A 19791-nucleotide genomic window follows, 5' to 3' on the forward strand; every position below is an offset into this window, starting at 1 on the left:
CCTCGGGCCGTTTTTTTAATGGAATTTATGTGTTTTTGAGGCTCTGGCGCTTGATAGGTAAGCGCGAGTAGCTATAAATATAGTAGCGATCCAGCGCCCAAAAGGCGTGTTGCTCCGGCATCACTTGCGGCTGAAAAGCGCCCCGCCCAGCTTGGCGCCCGCCTTGATGTTCTTCTTCGCAAACCATCCCTGGTTCATCTCCAGCACATAGCGCACCGGCTTGGTTGAGCAGTGCGAATCCAGTGTCTGCGGCTTCATGTCGGCCAGGTTCACGATGGTGCCGTCGTCATCCACAAACGCTGCCGTGAGCGGCAGCAGCGTGTTCTTCATCCAGAAGCACTGCTGCGCGGGTTGCTCGAACACGAACAGCATGCCCTCGTGCTGAGGCATCTCCTTGCGGTGCATCAGCCCCGTCTGGCGTTCCTGGGGCGTGGCAGCCACCTGGGCGTCGATGCGGTGCATGCCGATGGTCAGCTCCGCGCGCTGCAGGTTCAACTGCGGCTGCTCCTGGGCCAGCGCCAGCGGGGCCTGTGCGGCCAGTGCTGCGCCCAGCAGGGCAATGGCCACGGCGCGGCGGGCTGAAGATCCGGAGGGCAGGGAAGAAGCGGTCATGGCATGGCTTTCAGGGCAAAGGGCAAGGCGGCAGGTTGCCACAACGTGGCGAGCTGGCAGAAAAAAGGCGCGGTCACACGCTCTGTCAGCCGGCGATTTTGATGCAATGCGCAGACCGGCGCACAAGGCCGCGCAAAGCGTGGGCGTTGTTCATCGCGGGCAGCAGCAATCAGCGCACGGTGGGGGGCGTGCTGTGGCGCGGTGGCGCCACGACGGTGCCGGGGGCGGACAGCCTGGGCCCCTGATTTTTTGTCATTAGAATGGCTCGGCCTATCCCTTTCCAGCCCATCTGCCGGACGTGCTTCGGCTTCCACAGGAGACCCCTTCCATGACCACCTACCAGCACATCAAGGTGCCTGCCGAAGGCCAGAAAATCACGGTCAATGCCGACATGTCGCTGAATGTGCCCGACCAGCCCATCATCCCCTTCATCGAGGGTGACGGCACGGGCCTCGACATCACGCCCGTGATGATCAAGGTGGTGGACGCCGCCGTGGCCAAGGCTTATGGCGGCGCCAAGAAGATCCACTGGATGGAGGTGTACGCGGGCGAGAAATCGACCAAGGTGTATGGCCCCGACGTGTGGCTGCCCGAAGAAACCTTGGCAGTGCTGCGCGAGTACGTGGTGTCCATCAAGGGCCCGCTGACCACGCCGGTGGGCGGCGGCATCCGTTCGCTGAACGTGGCACTGCGCCAGGAGCTGGACCTGTACGTCTGTCTGCGCCCCGTGCAGTATTTCAAGGGCGTGCCATCGCCGCTGAAAGAGCCCGAAAAGACCAACATGGTGATCTTCCGCGAGAACTCGGAAGACATCTACGCCGGCATCGAATTCGAGGCCGAGTCGGACAAGGCCAAAAAGATCATCAAGTTCCTGCAGGACGAGATGGGCGTCAAGAAGATCCGCTTTCCCAATACCTCGGGCATCGGCGTCAAGCCGGTGTCGCGCGAGGGCACCGAGCGCCTGGTGCGCAAGGCTATCCAGTACGCCATCGACAACGACAAGCCCAGCGTGACCATCGTGCACAAGGGCAACATCATGAAGTACACCGAAGGCGGTTTTCGCGACTGGGCCTACGCGCTGGCCCAGAAGGAGTTTGGTGCGCAGCTGATCGACGGCGGCCCCTGGTGCAAGTTCAAGAGCCCCAAGTCGGGCAAGGACATCACCATCAAGGACAGCATCGCCGATGCCTTCCTGCAGCAGATCCTGCTGCGCCCGGCCGAATACTCGGTGGTTGCCACCTTGAACCTGAACGGCGACTACATCTCCGACGCTCTGGCCGCGCAGGTGGGCGGCATCGGTATCGCCCCTGGCGCCAACATGTCCGATTCGGTGGCGTGTTTTGAAGCCACCCACGGCACGGCGCCCAAGTACGCGGGCAAGGACTACGTGAACCCCGGCTCCGAGATCCTGTCGGCCGAAATGATGCTGCGCCACATGGGCTGGACGGCGGCGGCAGACCTGATCATCAGCTCGCTGGAAAAGTCCATTGCCTCCAAGAAGGTCACCTACGACTTTGCTCGCCTGATGGATGGCGCGACCCAGGTGAGCTGCTCGGGGTTCGGGCAGGTCATGATCGAAAACATGTAAGCGCCCCTGGCGTCGCGGCGCGCTGGCGCTGCCGGGCCGGGTGTGAAGCCCCTGTTCCTGTGGAGGGAGCAGGGGCTTTTTGCTGCCGCCCGGCGCTGGCGACTTGACGGTTGTCAACCCTCAGCCTTCCCGCCTAAGATGGACCCGCCGCTCCCCGGGCCGCCATGGCACGGGTTGCCAGATGCCCCGGGTTTGTAATGCCCGGAGCGGCACTTGCACCTATGACGGAACCCCCCCTGCGCCGTGTGGCCGAGCCTGAGGCCACGAACCGCCGCTTTGCTGCGCTGGCCGCGCTCAGCCTGCAGGTGGCCGCAGAGCGCGAGCCGCAGGCGATGCTGTCGCGCGTGTGCAGCGGCGCACTGACGCTGGCAGGGGCGCAATTTGCCGTGGTGTGTGTGCAGGGCGCTCACGGCGGGCGTGCCATCACCTGCATGGCCGGGCTGAACTCTCCCGCCGGGGGCGGGCCTGAAACGACCCACATGGCGCCCCACATGGCGCCCCACATTTCCCACGGCCTGCTGGGGCGTGTGCGGGCAGAACGCCAGCCGCAGCGGGTGGTGTGCACGGGCGGCGATCCGTGTGACGTGGGCCTGCCCCCCGGCTACCCGCCGCTTTATTCAGCGCTGGTGGTGCCGGTGGCTTCGCAGGCCACGGGCCATGGCTGGATCTGCCTGGGCAACAAGGCCGGGGCGGAGGCTTTCAGCGCCGAAGACGAAGAAGTGGTGGCGCTGCTGGGCGCCCACGCAGGGCGCCTTTTTGAACACGCCGACCTGTGCCTGCAGGCCCAGCAGCGGGCCGAGCAGCTGCAGAACCAGGTGCACGACCACCAGCAGACGCTGGATGCGCAGTGTGCCAGCCTGGCGCGGCTGCGCCGTGCCCAGGCGCTGGCCAAGATCACGCACGTGATCAGCCGGCACGACGGCAGCTTTGAAAGCTGGCTCGACACCCTGCCGGGCATGCTGGGGCTGGTGCCCGCGGCCATGCCCCAGTCGGCACGCGACTGGCTGGCGCTGGTGCACCCGGACGATCGCACCCGGTTTCGCCAGCATGCCCTGCAGGCCGCCTGGCACGGCGCCCGCATGGACTTCACCTACCGCATCCTGCGCTCGGACGGCGAGTACCTGCACCTGCGGCAGGTGATGGAGCCGCTGGAGGAAGCCATGGGCCGCGGCGAGCAGGGCCGCTGGTTCAACACCATCCAGGACGTCACCACGGAAAAGCGTGCGGAAGAAGAGCTCCACGAGAGCGACCGCCGCTTCAACGACATGCTCGACAAGGTCGAGATGATCTCCATGATGCTCGACTGCGAAGGCCGCATCACCTACTGCAACGACTACCTGCTGCGGATCACCGGCTGGCAGCGTGAAGAAGTCTCCGGGCGCAACTGGTTCGAGCTGTTTGTGCCGCCCGAAATGGCCCATGTGCGCGGCGTGTTTGCCGATCTCGTGGCCGACAGGCCTTCGGCCTGGCATTTTGACAACGAGATCCTCACCCGCTCGGGCGGGCGGCGCCTGGTGCACTGGAACAACACCGTGCTGCGGTCCGTGGGCGGGCAGGTGACCGGCGTGGCCAGCCTGGGCGAAGACATCACCGAAAGGCGCGATGCTGAGCGCAAGATCAAGCGGCTCAACCGCGTGTACGCCATGCTCAGCGGCATCAACACGCTGATCGTGCGCGTGCGCCAGCGCGACGAGCTCTTCAAGGAGTCGTGCCGGGTGGCGGTGGAGCATGGTCAGTTCAGGATGGCATGGATCGGCCGGGTGGACCGTGGCCTGGGGCGGGTGGTGCCGGTGGCGCTGTACGGCGCGGGCGCCGAATTTCTCATGCACATCCAGGACCACCTGCAACTGCATGCCCAGCCCACCCCGGGCGAGAGCCTGAGTGCGGATGTGGTGCGCACGGCACGCCCCGTGGTGAGCGACGACATCCAGCGCGACGCGCGCATCCTGCTGCCGCAGTACCTGGGCGCGCAGGGCGTGGCGTCCATGGCCGTGTTGCCTCTGCTGGTGGCGCATGAAGTGGTGGGCGTGATGGCCCTGTTTGCCGACGAGGTGGGCTTTTTTGACGACGCCGAGATGCGGCTGTTGATGGAGCTGGCCGGGGACATCGGCTTTGCGCTGGACCACCTGGGTAAGGAAGAACGGCTGCGCTACCTCGCGTACTACGACGAAATCACCGGCCTGCCCAACCACACGCTGTTTCTGGAGCGCAGTGGCCAGCACCTGCGCACCCGCGAGGGCGCCAAGGCCTTGCAAGCCATTGCGCTGCTGGACATCAGCCGGTTTCGCATCGTCAACGACACCCTGGGCCGCCAGGTGGGGGACGAGCTGCTGCGGCAGGTGGCGCAGCGGCTGCAGCAGGCGGCAGGCGATGCCTGGGACGTGGCGCGCATCGGCGTCAACAGCTTTGGTGTGGCCGTGACCGAAGCACGCGACGCGGGCGCGGTGGCCCTGGCGGTCGACCACCTTCTGCGCGCGTGTTTTGACGCCCCCTTTGCGCTGGGCGGCACCGAGCTGCGCATGGCCGCCAAGGCCGGGGTGGCGCTGTACCCCATGGATGGGGCCGATGCAGAAGCGCTGCTGCGCAACGCCGAAGCCGCCGTGAACAAGGCCAAGGCCTCGGCAGACACCCTGCTGTTCTACACATCGGAGATGAACACCCGCGTGGCCGAGGCGCTGAGCCTGGAAGGCCGCCTGCGCGACGCCCTGGAGAGGCACCAGTTCGTGCTGCACTACCAGCCCAAGCTGCACCTGCCCACCGGCACCCTCTCGGGCGCCGAAGCCCTCATCCGGTGGCACGACCCCGAGCGGGGCCTGGTGGCGCCCGCGCTCTTCATCCCCATCCTGGAGGAAACCGGCCTCATCTACGACGTGGGCCGCTGGGCCCTGCGGCAGGCGCTTGCCGACAACCTGCGCTGGCGCCAGGCTGGCTTTGCGCCCCTGCGCGTGGCCGTGAACGTCTCATCGCTGCAACTGCTGCACCGGGGCTTCATCGCCGAGGTGGCCGACGCCGTGGCCCACGACGCCCACGCCGCCGCCGGGCTGGAGCTGGAGATCACCGAAAGCATGGTGATGGGCGACGTAGACCACAGCACCCGCAGCCTGTGCGCCCTGCGCCAGATGGGCATCACCATCGCCATCGACGACTTCGGCACCGGGTTTTCATCGCTGAGCTACCTGGCCCGGCTACCGGTGGACACCCTCAAGATCGACCGCTCCTTCATCCTGGCCATGAACACGGGCCCCCAGGGGCGCGCACTGGTGTCCACCATCATCAACCTGGGGCATTCGCTGGGCCTCAAGGTGGTGGCCGAAGGCGTGGAAACTGCAGACCACTCGCGCATGCTGGCCCTGCTGGGCTGCGACGAGATCCAGGGCTACCTGCTGAGCAAACCCTTGCCGGCAGACGAATTTGAAGCGCGGTTTCTGCAAGGCCCTGGCGGGGCGCCGGCTTCCTGAGCGCCACAGGGTCACAGACACATGGGCACCTACGCAAATACGCCCATACGCCCATACGGGCACACGGCGAGGGGTTTTGGCGCTGCGCCTATGCTGTGCGGGCAGGCCACTTCTGCACCGTTTCACACCATCCCGCTTGCCATGGGCACTCCACACCGCCACCACATCCCTCCCGCCGATCCCGGCCTACCCACGCGCCGCCTCATGCGGGTAGGCACCCTGGGCATCCTCGCGTTCTGGCTGGTGGTGATGGCCGTGTTGTACTTTGCCATGCAGTACACCCTTGAGCCCAAGGGCGCCACCGTCACGGCCGAAGGCGCGGTGGTGATCCCCCGCCACCACGACGGCCACTTTCGTGTGGCGGGCAGCGTCAACGGCGTGCCGGTGATGTTTCTGGTGGACACGGGCGCCAGCCTGGTGGGCGTGACCGACACCCTGGCCCGCCAGGCGGGCCTGCAAGGCGGCGACCCCATCACCTTCCAGACCGCCAACGGCCTGCGCGAAGGGCGGGTGATTGCCTCCGACTCGGTCACCGTGCGGTCGCTGGCGGTGTCTGGCCTGCGGGTGGGCACCGGCTACACCGGCCGCAGCGACGACGACGCCTTGCTGGGCCAGAACTTTCTGCGCCACTTTGATGTGGAGATGGGGCGGGACCGCATGGTGCTGCGGCCCCGGGGCAGTTGATGTGGATTGCTATGTTTGTGATAGCTGCTGGCGCATGATCGATAAGCGCTAGCGCCACTTTTTGTTATATTTTTGACATGTGCGGCTCGCGAGGGGGTAGTTTGGGGCCCTGAGCCGACGGTGGGCATCCCGTTCCCAATGCAGCCATTGATTCAAGACGGATCGGTCTGCACCCACAGCGCGCAGTCTGCTGCCCCAATCCGGTCTGCGGGGCACGCTATAGTTTGTTGCCTTGAGGCTTGCCGGGTTTCACGGAATTTTTATACCTGGATATTTGAGCAGGCACCTGCTGGCAAACCCATGCTGCAAGCCACTTTCAGGAGGAATTTGTGTCCAGAATATCCTGCAAGATCCAGTTTATCCCGCAGGGTTTGCGGTTTAAATTACGTTAGGCGTCAACAGAGATGCCCTCGCACCCCCTCTACACCGTTGCGTATCTCGAAGTTCCTGAGAACCAGATGAACTGGATTCAGGAGTTCCGACGCGAGCACGATCCGCACTACACGGTAGTCGATCCTCACTTCACGCTGGTTTTCGGCGTTCGGGATGTCGAGCAAGCTGCCTATCTAGACCACATCGCTACCGTTGCAAGGGACACGAAGCCGATCTCGTTTCACTGCAAGTACGCAATGCTTGGGGCGGACGATAGTGATGACACAGCGTATGTGTTCCTCGTTCCAGATGATGGAAGCGCCGACATATCGATGCTCCACGACAAGCTCTATCGGGGTCTGCTAGAGCCGTTCCATCGGCTTGAGTTTCCGTACATCCCGCACATCACCGTTGCAAGCATGAAGGACTTCAAGCGGGCCAAGCGGCTGTGCGATGACTTGAACAGTCGTGGCGTTCATGTTCAAGGGCGGATTGTTTCGATCGCAACTGGCGCACTCAGAGACGGAAAGCTCAGCCATGTGCAGGCGTTCGAACTTGCCGCCTAACCCCTCCATCGAGCGGACAGCCACCGGCAAGCCGGTGTCTGCCGCTCATGTCGAACGTTGAGCGTCTGCTGTCACGTTCCATCACCGGCGTCTCGGCCGCCAGATTGATTGCCCATACCCGTCAGCCCCCAAAACGAAAACGCCAGCAGACGCTGGCGTTTCTTTATGGTGGGGTGCTCCCCATCACCCCTTCTGCACCATCTTGATAATGCTGGAAAAATCCAGCGTCCCATGCCCCGCCAGGCTGTGCGCGGCGTACAGATTGCGCGCCATGCCACCGAGCGGCGTGGGGGCCTTTACCGCCATCGCGTTCTCCTGCGCCAGGCCTAAGTCCTTGAGCATCAGGTCCGTGCCAAAGCCGCCTGCATAGCCCTTGCTGGCAGGCGCGGTTTCCATCACGCCGGGGTAGGGGTTGTACTTCTCCAGCGCCCAGTTGCCGCCCGAGCTGCGGCGCATGATTTCGCTCAGCACCTTCGGGTCCAGGCCGTTGGCCACGCCCAGGGCAATGGCTTCGCTGGTGCCGGCCATCAGGATGCCCAGCAGCATGTTGTTGCAGATCTTGGCCGTCTGGCCTGCGCCCACGCTGCCTGCGTGGGTTCTCGACAGCGGATTTGGCCAAATCGAGGGCCACGGTAGTGGCATGCATGTCGGACTCTTTGCTTTTGAAGATTGGATTCCCACGCCAATGAAGACCACTGCGCCAACTTCGCGCAAACAAGCGGGGGGATTCCATCCCATCAGTCAAGCGGACTGACCTTGGCTGTCGAGCGTCACGAAGTCACAAACCGCCGCTTGACATTCGTATCCATATAGATACATTCTCGGCATGTTCACGGTACGTCAAACGCAGGAATTCCAAGACTGGCTTGATGGCCTCAAAGACCTCAAGGCTCAGTTGCGCATCGTCGCCAGGCTACGTCTGGCCGAAGCAGGAAATCTTGGCGACTGGAAACCAGTCGGAGACGAGGTATCGGAGATGCGAATCGCATTTGGTCCGGGCTATCGCTTGTACTTTACGAAACGCCAGAACGTACTCATCGTCATGCTCGCTGGCGGTGACAAATCAACCCAGGCAAGAGACATCAAGCGAGCTCAGAAACTCTTGCAACAGTTGGAGCTTGAGTGATGAGTACTTCCAAGACAAAGGCAAAGCTTCTCCCATTCGATGCGGCTCGTTACCTCACCGATGACGAAGCCATTGCCGAGTACATGACTGCGGTTCTGGACACCGAAGACACAGATCTTCTGCTGCTCGCGCTCAGCGACGTTGCACGCGCAAAGGGAATGGCGCAAGTCGCCAAGGATGCTGGTCTAGGTCGAGAGAGTCTTTACAAGGCCCTCGCACCGGGCGCAAAGCCGCGCCTCGACACCATTCTCAAGGTCGCTCGCGCCCTTGGGGTCAGGTTCTCAGCGCATCCCGTGTGACGCCAAACCTTTCCATCGAGAGGTCACAAGGGCTGCAAAAACGCCAGCAGACGCTGGCGTTTCTTTATGGTGGGGTGCTCCCCATCACCCCTTCTGCACCATCTTGATAATGCTGGAAAAATCCAGTGCCCCATGCCCCGCCAGGCTGTGCGCGGCGTACAGATTGCGCGCCATGCCACCGAGCGGCGTGGCGGCCTTTACTGCCATCGCGTTCTCCTGCGCCAGCCCCAGGTCCTTGAGCATCAGATCCGTGCCAAAGCCGCCCGCGTAGCCCTTGCTGGCGGGTGCGGTTTCCATCACGCCGGGGTAGGGGTTGTACTTCTCCAGCGCCCAGTTGCCGCCCGAGCTGCGGCGCATGATTTCGCTGAGCACCTTCGGGTCCAGGCCGTTGGCCACGCCCAGGGCAATGGCTTCGCTGGTGCCGGCCATCAGGATGCCCAGCAGCATGTTGTTGCAGATCTTGGCCGTCTGGCCGGCGCCCACGCTGCCGGCGTGGAAGATGTTGGCGCCCATTTTTTCGAGCACGGGGCGGGCGCGTTCCAGGTCGGCGGTGTCGCCGCCCACCATGAAGGTGAGGGTGCCTGCAATGGCGCCGCCGGTGCCGCCGGAGACGGGTGCGTCGATAAAGGCCACGCCCTTGGCCTTGGCGGCCTCGGCCACCTTGCGGGAGGTGGCGGCGGCGATGGTAGAGCAGTCGATGATCAGCGTGCCCGCAGGCAGCTGGGCCAGCAGCTCGCCCGCGCCGAGGAACAAGCCCTCCACATGCTGGCTGGCGGGCAGCATGCTGATGACGACTTCGGCGCCTGCGACTGCCGCCTTGGCGTCGCTTGCGATGGGCACGCCGTCTGCGGCCAGCTTGTCGCGCGCGGGTTGCGAGAGGTCGAACGCGCGCACCTCGTGGCCTGCCTTATGCAGGTTGTGGGCCATGGGGCCGCCCATGTTGCCCAGGCCGATGAATGCGATTTTGGTCATGCTGTGTTGCTCCTTGATGTCGTTGTGATGGGGGTGAATGAAATACTATGAAATTGATAGCTGCTTGCGCTTATCCACCAAGCGCTAGAGGCTAAAAATGCTTGAAAAATGGGGGTCCATCGGTGCTGGTGAGTAGGTGCAGGTCAATCGGTGGTGGGGAAGGGGTCAGTCGTCGTCGGCTTCGAAAATGCTGTGTTTTCTGGCTGCACCCGGGCCCACGGCTTTTGGCGCGGGCAGTTTGCGGGGGGCGGGGGGCGCCTTGGCCTTGCGCGGGGGCGTGGCCCTGGCGAGCGGGTTGTAGGCCAGGGCCTCCTGAATCCAGTAGTTCCACTGCGCCCGCGTGGCATAGCCGTTGGGCTCCACCCAGAAGTAGCCTTTCATGCCGCCGCCGGGCGAGAGCTCGCGGGTGTTCTGCATCTCCTGCAGCGCGCTGTGCTGATCGGGCGGCAGGCGCACCAGCAGCTCGTCGCCCTTGACGGCGATGCACATCTTGCCGTCCACAAAGAAGGCGTGGGTGCCGAACAGCGGGCGCTCTTGCACGTCGCTGCGGTGCGCAAGCGCCGTGCGGACGGCGTCGATCAGGTGCAGCGTTTCGTCAGAGAGCGGGCGGGCGGGCATGAATTTGAATCAAATTGGCCACTAGCGCTTGTGGGATAAGCGCGAGCAGCTATTAAATTGGGAGTAATCGCGACTATCGGATCACCTCCGTGGCATCCCCGTCCAGCATGCGCCGCGCAATGATCACGCGCATGATTTCATTCGTGCCCTCCAGAATCTGGTGCACGCGCGCGTCGCGCAGCAGGCGCTCCAGCGGGTATTCGCGGATGTAGCCGTAGCCGCCGTGCAACTGCAGGGCGTCGTTGATGACGGTAAAGCCTGCGTCGGTGGCAAAGCGCTTGGCCATGGCGCAGTAGGTGGATGCATCGCGCGCACCCGCGTCGAGCTTGCTGGCGGCCAGGCGCACCATCTGGCGCGCGGCCACGAGCTCGGTGGCCATGTCGGCCAGCTTGAACTGCAGGGCCTGGAAGCTGGCAATGGGCTTGCCGAACTGCTTGCGGTCTTGCATGTACTGCTGGGCGGCATTGAGCGCGCCTTGCGCGGCGCCCACCGAGCAGGTGGCGATGTTGATGCGGCCGCCGTCCAGGCCCTTCATGGCGATCTTGAAGCCTTCGCCCTCGCGGCCCAGCAGGTGGTCGGCCGGGATGCGCACGTTGTCGAAGCTGATGGTGCGCGTGGGCTGGCTGTTCCAGCCCATCTTCTGTTCCTTCTTGCCGTAGCTGATGCCGGGCGCATTGGCGGGCACGGCAAAGGCGCTGATGCCGCTGGCGCCAGACTGCGCATCGCCCGTGCGGGCCATGAGCACCAGCACATCGGTGCTGCCCGCGCCGCTGATGAAGGCCTTGCTGCCGTTAATGACGTATTCGTTGCCCACCAGCTCGGCCCGGGTCTTGAGCGAGGCGGCGTCGGAGCCTGCGCCGGGCTCGGTGAGGCAGTAGGACGCGAGCTTTTCGCCCGTGGTGAGCAGCGGGCCCCAGTGGTCGCGCACGGCAGGCGTGGCCCAGGTGCCCAGCATCCAGGTGGCCATGTTGTGGATGGTGATGAAGGCGGTGGTGCTGGGGTCGATGGCCGCCATCTCTTCAAACACCAGGGTGGCATCCAGCCGGGGCAGGGCGAGGCCACCGGCGGCTTCGGGCGCGTACAGGCCACAAAAGCCCAGCTCGCCCGCCTTGGCGATGGCTTCTTTCGGGAAGATGCCTTCCTCGTCCCAGTGCGCGGCGTGGGGTGCGAACTCGGCTTGTGCAAAGTCGCGGGCCGTCTGGGCAAAGGCGCGTTGTTCTTCGGTGAGTTCAAAGTCCATGGTGTTCTGTCTCTTGGCTTTGTGTTGTTCTGGGGTGGGGCGTGTTCATGGCTTGGCGGACGGGTGGTCCAGCGTCAGCCAGCGCATCAGGCCCTTGCGGCGCGCCTGGGTTTCGGCCGTCAGGCACTCGTGGTACAGGCGTGGCCACTGGGGCTGCGACTCGCTGCTGCGCGTGGCTTGTTTGCAGCGGGTGGTGCGCTCGCGTTGCCAAGCCGTGTGTTCCTGTCGTAGCTGGGGCCGTTCATGGGCCGACAGCGCGCGCATCACGTCACCGTAGAGGATGGCGATCTGCGTGTCTGCCGCCTGAAAGGCCTGCACCGCGCAGGCGTTGGTTTCTTCCACCGTGCCGCCGGGTTTGCAGGCGGCACCGGCCTGCGCGTGGGCTTGCGGCGTGGTCAACGTTCCAGCGCATGCCAGCAAAACGGCCACGGCCCAGGCGCCCACTTTCATCTTCGGTTCACTGAGTTGCATGGCCTGGTTTTAACACCGCCAACGCGCCTTGTTCGGGGCCTTCGACAAGCGCAGTCTGAACGGTAGATGCGCTGCCCCCAACCGTTCGGGCTGAGCCTGTCGAAGCCCCGCGCGGCGCTTCGACAGGCTCAGCGTGAACGGGTTTTCATTTCTTCGCGGGCAGCGCGGCACGCATCGAACCCCGGTAACAACTACTTCAAGCTAATCGTGGTGTTCACACCCTGCGACGTGGTGCTGTCATCAAACCAGCGTGCCGTTACCGTCTTGGTCTGCGTGTAGAACATGATGACCTGCTTGCCGTAAGGGCCCAGATCGCCCAGCTTGGAAGCGCGCGAGCCGGTGAACGAGAACAGGGGCACTGGCACGGGGATTGGCACGTTGATGCCGACCTGGCCCACGTCGATCTCTTCCTGGAACTTGCGCGCTGCCGCACCCGACTGGGTGAAGATGGCGGTGCCGTTGCCGTTGGGGTTGGCGTTAATGAACTCGATGGCTTCATCAATATCGGCCGCAGGCACCAGGGCCAGCACGGGGCCGAAGATTTCCTGGTCGTAAATGGCCATGCCGGGCTTCACGTTCGAGAAGATCGTCGGGCCCACGAAGTTGCCCTTTTCGTAGCCGGGCACGGTGGGCTTGCGGCCGTCGAGCTCCAGCGTGGCGCCGTCGGCAATGCCGCGCTCGATCAGGCCTTCCACACGGGCGAGGGCCGCGCAGGACACCAGCGGGCCCACATCGGTGCCCTTTTCGGTGCCGCCGTTGACCTTGAGCGTCTTGGCCTTGGCCACCAGCTCGGGGATCCACTTTTGCGCCTCGCCCACCAGCACCACCACCGGCAGGGCCATGCAGCGCTGGCCAGCGGCGCCAAACGATGCACCGGCAATCGCGTTGAGCGTTTGCTCCTTGTTCGCGTCGGGCAGGATGATGGCGTGGTTCTTGGCGCCCATCATGCATTGCGCGCGCTTGCCGGCCAGGGTGGCGCGGTTGTACACATGGGTGCCCACCTTGGTGGAGCCCACAAACGACACGGCCTTGATGTCCTTGTGGTCGCAGATCGCGTTCACGGCCATTTCGCCGCCGTGGATCACGTTGAGCACGCCGGGTGGAATGCCCGCTTCGAGCGCCAGCTCTACCAGGCGCATCGTCACCATCGGGTCTTGCTCGGACGGCTTGAGCACAAAGGTGTTGCCCGTGGCAATCGCCATGGGGAACATCCACAGCGGGATCATGGCCGGGAAGTTGAACGGCGTGATGCCTGCGCACACGCCCAGCGGCTGCAGCAGGGTGTAGGTGTCCACGCCACCGGCCACGTTGTTGGCCAGCTCGCCCAGTTGCAGGTTGCCGATGCTGGCGGCGTGCTCCACTACTTCGAGGCCGCGGAACACATCGCCTTCGGCATCGGGCAATGTCTTGCCTTGTTCGGCGGTCAGAATGGCAGCCAGCTCGCCCATGTTTTCGCGGATGAGCTGCTGGTATTTGAGAAAGATGCGGGCGCGGGTGCCGATGGGCGTCTTCTTCCAGGTCTTGAACGCTTCCTTGGCCGAGGCCACTGCGGCATCGATTTCTTCGGCTGTGGCAAACGGCACGCGGGCCAGCACCTCTTGCGTGGCGGGGTTCACCACGTCGCGCCACTCGGTGGTCTTGGATTCGACGAACTTGCCGCCGATCAGCAGCTTGACGGTGGGGGCCTTGACGGCGGTGGATGCGTCCATGGAAAGTCTCCTGAGAGTAATTACGCGGCAGAAAGTACCGAACTGCCGCATGTTAGATGTGCAAAATTATTAGCACAATAGACAAAAACGCACTTGGATTTTGCAAATTCGCACAGCCGCTGCGCCTGACGCGTGGGGTTGCGGGCGCCGGACCAGCGTTGTGTAGTGGGGAGGGGGCGGCGTCAGTCGCGCATCCAGATCTTGATCGTGACGTAGACCGCATACCCCAGGGCGAGCACCATCCACACCACAAAAAACAGGTTGGCCCAGTATTGGCCGGAATGCTCTGCCAAGGTGTAAAGCTGGCCCTTGCACCCCTTGCCGATACAGGGGATCTCCTGAAGAACCAAGGCACGCAGGGCTTCATACGAGAGGTAACACGCGAGGCCCGTGACTACCAGAAAGCCGATGGGCCCGACCGGGGGCTTGGTGAATTCGCCGTCCTCGCCCCGAGGGCCCTGGTGGATCAGCTTTTGCCCGTATTGGTACCAGACGTAACCAACCAGAAGCATGAGTGCGTAGTAGGTGAAGGTGAGCATGTCGTGGCCGGTGGTGCGTGGAACGGGGCAGGTGGTTTGAAAAGATGTTATCTGACGCCGTGCTGCGCCAACTGCTGCGCAGGGTGGGTACGCCGGGTGCAGCGGCATCCACCGCGTTGTCCGCCAGCGTCACATGCGCGACGCACCATCAGTGGCATCCCCAATGCTTCCGGGGCACCATGCGAACTAGGCTGCGTTCTTCAAAGGAATTCCTGCTCCATGCGTCCTCATCACAAATTCTGGCCCCGCCGTCTGCCCAAGGCCATCACGCTGCCATCCACCTCGCTGTGGGACAACCTGGCCATCAGCGCGCGCCGCTATCCGGACAAGGCGGCGCTGGTCTTTTTTGGCCGCACGCTGAGCTACCTGCAATTGATGCAGGGGGCCGAGCGCCTGGCCGCACGGCTGGCACAACTGGGCGTGCAGCGCGGCGACCGGGTGGTGCTGTGCATGCAGAACTGCCCGCAGCTTGTGATGGCCCATTTCGCCATCCTGCGGGCCAACGCGGTGGTGGTGCCCGTCAACCCCATGAACCGGGCCGAGGAGCTCAAGCACTACATCACCGACCCCGATACCAAGGTGGCTTTCACCACGGGTGATCTCGCGCCCGAGCTGGCCAAGGCCAGCAACGCGCTGCCCGGTGCCGAGCGGCTGGCGCACCTGGTGGTCACGCAGTTCACCGATGCGTTTGATGCGGGTGTGTCCGGTATCGACGCGCCGCCCGAAGCCTGGTCGGAGTGGCTGGGTACGCGGCACCCGCTGCCGGGGCTCGACGGCGGCCAGGTCCACACCTGGACAGATGTCGTGGACTGCGCGGAGGCGCCGCCCGAGCTGGTGGTGGGGCCCAGCGACCTGGCGCTGCTGCCTTACACCAGTGGTACCACCGGCCTGCCCAAGGGCTGCATGCACCTGCACAAAAGCATCATGCACAACGCGGTGGCGAGCAGCCTGTGGGGCAACGGCTCGGTGGACAACGTGACGCTGGCGGTGGTGCCCATGTTCCACATTACCGGCATGGTGAGCGTGATGCATGCGTCCATCTACAGCGCGGCCACCCTGGTGATCATGCCCCGGTGGGACCGCGACCTGGCAGGGCGCCTGATCTCGCGCTACCAGGTGACCAACTGGACCAACATCCCCACCATGGTCATCGACCTGCTGGGCAGCCCGAACTTTGCGAGCTACGACCTGTCGAGCCTGGTCTACATTGGCGGTGGCGGTGCCGCCATGCCGCAGGCGGTGGCCCAGCGACTGCTGGAGCAGTACGGCCTGCGCTACGCAGAAGGCTATGGGCTGACGGAAACCGCAGCGCCGTCGCACTCCAACCCGCCAGACCACCCCAAGCAGCAGTGCCTGGGCATTCCTTTCATGAGCACCGATGCGCGGGTGATCGACCCGGACACCCTGCAGGAGGTGCCCGTGGGCGAGCAGGGCGAGATAATCATCCACGGCCCCGAGGTGTTTGAAGGCTACTGGAAGCGCCCGGACGCCACGGAGGCTGCGTTCATTGACTTTGAGGGCAAGCGGTTCTTCCGCTCGGGCGACCTGGGGCGCATGGACGAAGACGGCTACTTCTTCCTGACCGACCGGCTCAAGCGCATGATCAATGCGAGTGGCTTCAAGGTGTGGCCGGCCGAGGTGGAGGCTCTGATGTTCCGCCACCCCGCCATCCAGGAGGCCTGCATCATTGCCACCAAGGACAGCTACCGGGGCGAGACCGTGAAAGCGGTGGTGGTGTTGCGCGCCACGCACCAGGACACCACCGAGCAGCAGATCATCGACTGGTGCCGCGAGAACATGGCCGTGTACAAGGTGCCGCGCATCGTTCAGTTTGTCAGCGCACTGCCCAAGAGCGGGAGCGGCAAGGTCATGTGGCGGGCCTTGCAGGAGCAGGAAGCGCAGTAGCCCGCCGGTTCTCAGTGGGTGGGGCTGGCACCCGTCAGCTCGACCAGGTCCCGTTCCAGCAGGGCCGGGTCTCCCAGTTGCAGCTCGATGAGGCGGCGCAGGTGGGTGACGCTGTCCAGGTCGATGCCCCGGCACAGCAGGCCGGTGTGCAGGCCTTCCACGTGCGCCACTTCGGCGGACATGGCGATGTGATTGCCGGTTTCTGCCAGCGGAATGGTGATCTGGCAGAGCATGCCCGGCTCCAGACCCGCTTGCGCGGGCGCAACGATCAGTGCGCCCTTGAGGGACAGGTCCTGCACATGCACGCTGAAGGCATTGCTGGACGTGGTAAGCAGGGCGGGTGCATCGAAACTGACGCGAACGAAGTGACGGCGTTCATGGGGCATCGCTGTCTCCTGGGCGGGGCTTGGTGTGGTTACATGCTACTCCAAGGCCGTACGCAGATTCCCATTGGCGGTATTTGCAAGCATTCGTTACCATGGGGTGTCCATCCTCTGTGGAGCCTGATTTGAATCCTGGCATGTACTGGCGTTGTCGATGGGGCTCGGGCCTGCGGTGGCTGGTGTTGCTGGCCGTGCTGGGCGCTGGCGCCATCGCATCGGCGGCGCCGCGCGAGCTGCGCGTGGGCGTATATGCCAACGAGCCCAAGGTTTTTTTTGGCGCCGATGGCAAGGCTGCAGGCATCTTTGTGGACCTGCTGGAGATGGTGGCCGCGCGGGAGCAATGGTCGCTCAGATATGTGCCGTGCAACTGGCAAGATTGCCTGGACGCCCTGCGCGAGGGGCGGCTTGATCTCATGCCCGATGTGGCCCGGTCAGACCAGCGCGACATCCTGTTTGACTTTCACAGCCTGCCGGTGCTGCACAGCTGGTCACAGATCTACCGTGCGCCGGGAAGCCCCATCTATTCGATGCTTGACCTGCAGGGCAAGCGCGTGGCGGTGCTGGAGGGTTCGGTGCAGCGTGCCGCTTTCAGCAACATGATGGACAGCTTCGGCATCCAGGTCACGCTGGTGGATGCCTCCAGCTTCACGGGCGCGTTTGCCATGGTGCAGCAGGGCGAGGCCGATGCGGTGATCGCCAACCATCGGTTCGGCAACCTGTATTCGCAGCGCTACGGCATGGTGGACTCGGGCATCGTGTTCCAGCCTGCAGCCTTGTTCTTTGCCACGGGCGCAGGGCGCAATGCCGATGTGCTGGCGGCGATAGACCGGTCGGTCAAGGACTGGCGCAGCGGTGCCGACCCGGCGTACGCGAAGGTTTTGCGCCGCTGGAGTGCGGCTGATGAGCCGGTGCGGATTGCGCCCTGGATCTGGTGGGGGCTGGGTGGGCTGCTGGCCTTCAGCCTGCTGGCGGCGCTGTCGGTGGTCGTGCTGCGCCGCAAGGTGCAGGAACGCACGCGCCACCTCAAGGACAGCGAGCAGAAGCTTGCGACCATTCTGGACAGCGTGGGTGCGTTCATTTACATCAAGGGCAAGGACTACCATTACCAGTACGCCAATCACCATACGCTCCAGTACTTTGGCCTGCCCTCGCAGGAGGTTGTGGGCAAGGACGATGGGGCTTTTTTTGACGCTGCCACTGCGCAATCGCTGCGCGCCAATGACCGGCGCGTGCTGGAGGACGGTGAGAGCCTGGAGGTGGAGGAGCTCAATACCCCGGCGACAGGCGCCCCGCAGCGGGCGTTTCTTTCGGTGAAGATTCCGCTGCGCGATGCGAAAGGCAGCGTGGTTGCGCTGTGCGGTATTTCGACCGACATCACCGAGCGCCGCAAGGCCGAGGAGTCGCTGCAGATTGCTGCCACGGTGTTCGAGTCGTTCGAGGGCATGATCGTGACGTCGCCGGACAAGCGCATCCTGCGGGCCAACCAGTCGTATGCACGGCTTACGGGCTACACCGTGGAGGAACTGGTGGGCCAGACGCCGCGCCTGCTGCAGTCGGGCCGACATGACGCGGCTTTTTATTCCAGCCTTGAGAACTCGCTGCACACCACCGGCATGTGGCAGGGCGAGGTGTGGAACCGGCGCAAGGACGGCGCGGAATACCCGGCGTGGATCACCATCACGGCGGTGCGCTCGCCCGAAGGCGAGATCACCCATTACGTGGGCACGCAGATCGACATCTCCAGCCGCAAGGCGGCCGAGGAAGAGATCCGCCTGCTGGCGTTCTACGACCCGCTCACGGGCCTGCCCAATCGCCGGCTCATGACCGACCGGCTGCAGCACAGCCTGGCCGCCACAGCCCGCTCGGGTGCAGGGGGCGCGCTGCTGTTTGTGGACCTGGACAACTTCAAGGACCTGAACGACACCCAGGGCCATGAACTGGGCGACCAGCTGCTGCGCCAGGTGGGCGCCCGCCTGGCAGGCTGCGTGCGGGTGGGGGACACGGTGGCGCGCCTGGGGGGCGACGAGTTCGTGGTGGTGCTGGAGGGGCTCGCCGCCAACGTGCAGGAGGCCGCTGCCCAGGCCGAGACCGTGGGGCGCACGGTGCTGCAGGCGCTCAGCCAGCCCTACCGGCTGGACGGCCATGAACACCACAGCTCCTGCAGCATCGGCATTGCGCTGTATGCCGATGCGCGGGGCTCGGTGGACGAACTGCTCAAGCACGGCGACATGGCGATGTACCAGGCCAAGGGGGCAGGGCGAAACACCTTGCGGTTCTTCGACCCGCGCACGCAGGCCAACGTGACGGCGCGCACCTTGCTCGAAGCCGGTTTGCGCGAAGCGCTGCGGGACGGCCAGTTTCTGCTGCATTACCAGGCCCAGATCCGCGAGCACGACGGCATTGTGGGGGCCGAGGCGCTGGTGCGCTGGCAGCACCCGCAGCGTGGGCTGGTGTCCCCGGCCGAGTTCATTCCGGTGGCCGAGGCTTCGGGTCTCATCGTGCCGCTGGGCGCATGGATCCTGCGCACCGCCTGCCTGCAACTGGTGGAGTGGGCCCGGAACCCCGTGACTGCGCGCTGGACGCTGGCCGTCAATGTGAGCGCACGGCAGTTCAGGCACAGCCAGTTTGTGGACGAGGTGCTGGGCGTGCTCGACGAGACCGGCGCCAACCCCCACCGCCTGAAGCTGGAGCTGACCGAAACGCTGCTGCTGGACGATGTGGAGGACACCATCCAGCGCATGGCCACCCTGCGGGCGGTGGGCATCGGCTTTGCGCTGGACGACTTTGGCACCGGCTATTCCAGCCTGAGCTACCTCAAGCGTCTGCCGCTCGACCAGCTCAAGATCGACCAGGGCTTTGTGCGCGACCTGCTCACGGACACCAACGACGCGACCATAGCCCGCACCATCGTCACACTGGCGCAGAGCCTGGACCTCGGGGTGATTGCCGAAGGCGTGGAAACCGCCGAGCAGCGGGACATGCTCTCCAGCCTGGGTTGCCGTACCTGGCAAGGCTATCTGTTCGGACGCCCCGGCCCCGCAGCCGACCTGCATGCGGCAGCGATGGGGGTCAATGCCTGACACGCCTCATAAAAATGATAGCTGCAGGCGCATGCTGCATAAGCGCTGGAGGCCGATTTGGCTTAGAAACGACTTGGATGTGAATTCCGCGGGCACCGATGTTGTCGCCATTTGCTTACATTTTTAACCTGCGGGGGGGTATATCTTGGCGATGGCTTTGTTACAAATG

Annotated in this window: 16 protein-coding genes and 1 pseudogene; 8 read left to right on the forward strand and 9 right to left on the reverse strand. The window is 64.3% G+C overall.

Annotated elements, in window-relative coordinates; genetic code table 11:
• Positions 1-120: 120 nt before the first annotated feature.
• A complete protein-coding gene (locus tag AAFF19_RS12045) occupies positions 121-612 on the reverse strand; it encodes a DUF192 domain-containing protein (protein ID WP_182119190.1) in 492 nt (163 codons plus the stop codon).
• Positions 613-940: 328 nt separating this feature from the next.
• Between AAFF19_RS12045 and icd the strand changes: the two genes are divergently transcribed.
• From icd to AAFF19_RS12065, 4 genes are all read left to right on the forward strand, one after another.
• On the forward strand, positions 941-2200 hold the full coding sequence (gene icd / locus AAFF19_RS12050; protein WP_008905864.1) for an NADP-dependent isocitrate dehydrogenase: 1260 nt from the start codon (positions 941-943) through the stop codon (positions 2198-2200).
• A gap of 221 nt (positions 2201-2421) precedes the next feature.
• A complete protein-coding gene (locus AAFF19_RS12055; RefSeq protein WP_182119189.1) occupies positions 2422-5658 on the forward strand; it encodes an EAL domain-containing protein in 3237 nt (1078 codons plus the stop codon).
• A gap of 141 nt (positions 5659-5799) precedes the next feature.
• Positions 5800-6342, forward strand: a complete 543-nt coding sequence (locus AAFF19_RS12060; RefSeq protein WP_246330844.1) for a retropepsin-like aspartic protease — start codon at positions 5800-5802, stop codon at positions 6340-6342.
• Between the two features lie 458 nt (positions 6343-6800).
• Positions 6801-7280 (forward strand): 2'-5' RNA ligase family protein, encoded by a 480-nt coding sequence (locus tag AAFF19_RS12065; RefSeq protein WP_182119188.1) that lies wholly within the window; start codon positions 6801-6803, stop codon positions 7278-7280.
• A 183-nt stretch (positions 7281-7463) separates the two neighbouring features.
• Here AAFF19_RS12065 and AAFF19_RS12070 read toward each other — a convergent pair.
• Positions 7464-7874 (reverse strand): annotated as a pseudogene (locus tag AAFF19_RS12070) (NAD-binding protein); the annotation flags it as partial.
• A 232-nt stretch (positions 7875-8106) separates the two neighbouring features.
• Here AAFF19_RS12070 and AAFF19_RS12075 point away from each other — a divergent pair.
• Positions 8107-8406: a type II toxin-antitoxin system RelE/ParE family toxin gene (locus AAFF19_RS12075; protein ID WP_008905856.1), complete on the forward strand. Its 300-nt coding sequence runs from the start codon at positions 8107-8109 to the stop codon at positions 8404-8406.
• Entirely contained in the window at positions 8406-8705 is a 300-nt protein-coding gene (locus AAFF19_RS12080; protein WP_008905855.1) for an addiction module antidote protein, read from the forward strand. The genes AAFF19_RS12075 and AAFF19_RS12080 overlap by 1 nt, the downstream gene beginning before the upstream one ends.
• 84 nt (positions 8706-8789) lie before the next feature.
• Here AAFF19_RS12080 and mmsB read toward each other — a convergent pair whose 3' ends face one another.
• The 6 genes from mmsB to AAFF19_RS12110 all read right to left on the reverse strand — a co-directional run bounded on the left by mmsB (position 8790) and on the right by AAFF19_RS12110 (position 14254).
• Complete coding sequence (gene mmsB / locus AAFF19_RS12085) at positions 8790-9677, reverse strand: 3-hydroxyisobutyrate dehydrogenase (RefSeq protein ID WP_342720243.1); 888 nt, start codon at positions 9675-9677, stop codon at positions 8790-8792.
• Positions 9678-9842: 165 nt separating this feature from the next.
• Entirely contained in the window at positions 9843-10295 is a 453-nt protein-coding gene (locus AAFF19_RS12090; protein ID WP_182119186.1) for a TfoX/Sxy family protein, read from the reverse strand.
• A 73-nt stretch (positions 10296-10368) separates the two neighbouring features.
• Complete coding sequence (locus tag AAFF19_RS12095; RefSeq protein WP_182119185.1) at positions 10369-11535, reverse strand: acyl-CoA dehydrogenase family protein; 1167 nt, start codon at positions 11533-11535, stop codon at positions 10369-10371.
• Between the two features lie 45 nt (positions 11536-11580).
• Entirely contained in the window at positions 11581-12006 is a 426-nt protein-coding gene (locus AAFF19_RS12100) for a lysozyme inhibitor LprI family protein (protein ID WP_246330842.1), read from the reverse strand.
• Between the two features lie 191 nt (positions 12007-12197).
• Entirely contained in the window at positions 12198-13715 is a 1518-nt protein-coding gene (locus AAFF19_RS12105) for a CoA-acylating methylmalonate-semialdehyde dehydrogenase (RefSeq protein WP_182119184.1), read from the reverse strand.
• Positions 13716-13897: 182 nt separating this feature from the next.
• Complete coding sequence (locus AAFF19_RS12110) at positions 13898-14254, reverse strand: hypothetical protein (protein ID WP_182119183.1); 357 nt, start codon at positions 14252-14254, stop codon at positions 13898-13900.
• A 219-nt stretch (positions 14255-14473) separates the two neighbouring features.
• On the opposite strand from AAFF19_RS12110, the gene AAFF19_RS12115 reads away from it, so the two are divergent.
• The gene (locus AAFF19_RS12115) at positions 14474-16159 is read left to right on the forward strand and encodes a long-chain fatty acid--CoA ligase (RefSeq protein WP_182119182.1); all 1686 of its coding nucleotides are present in this window, start codon (positions 14474-14476) and stop codon (positions 16157-16159) included.
• A gap of 11 nt (positions 16160-16170) precedes the next feature.
• Here the strand turns inward: AAFF19_RS12115 and AAFF19_RS12120 are convergent, their stop codons facing one another.
• Positions 16171-16545 carry a PilZ domain-containing protein gene (locus AAFF19_RS12120; protein WP_008905846.1) on the reverse strand — a complete coding sequence of 125 codons (375 nt, stop codon included), beginning with the start codon at positions 16543-16545 and terminating at the stop codon, positions 16171-16173.
• Positions 16546-16679: 134 nt separating this feature from the next.
• On the opposite strand from AAFF19_RS12120, the gene AAFF19_RS12125 reads away from it, so the two are divergent.
• The gene (locus tag AAFF19_RS12125) at positions 16680-19622 is read left to right on the forward strand and encodes an EAL domain-containing protein (RefSeq protein WP_342720244.1); all 2943 of its coding nucleotides are present in this window, start codon (positions 16680-16682) and stop codon (positions 19620-19622) included.
• Positions 19623-19791: the final 169 nt, after the last annotated feature.

Source organism: Acidovorax sp. FHTAMBA (genome assembly GCF_038958875.1).
Classification (GTDB): Bacteria; Pseudomonadota; Gammaproteobacteria; order Burkholderiales; family Burkholderiaceae_C; genus Acidovorax.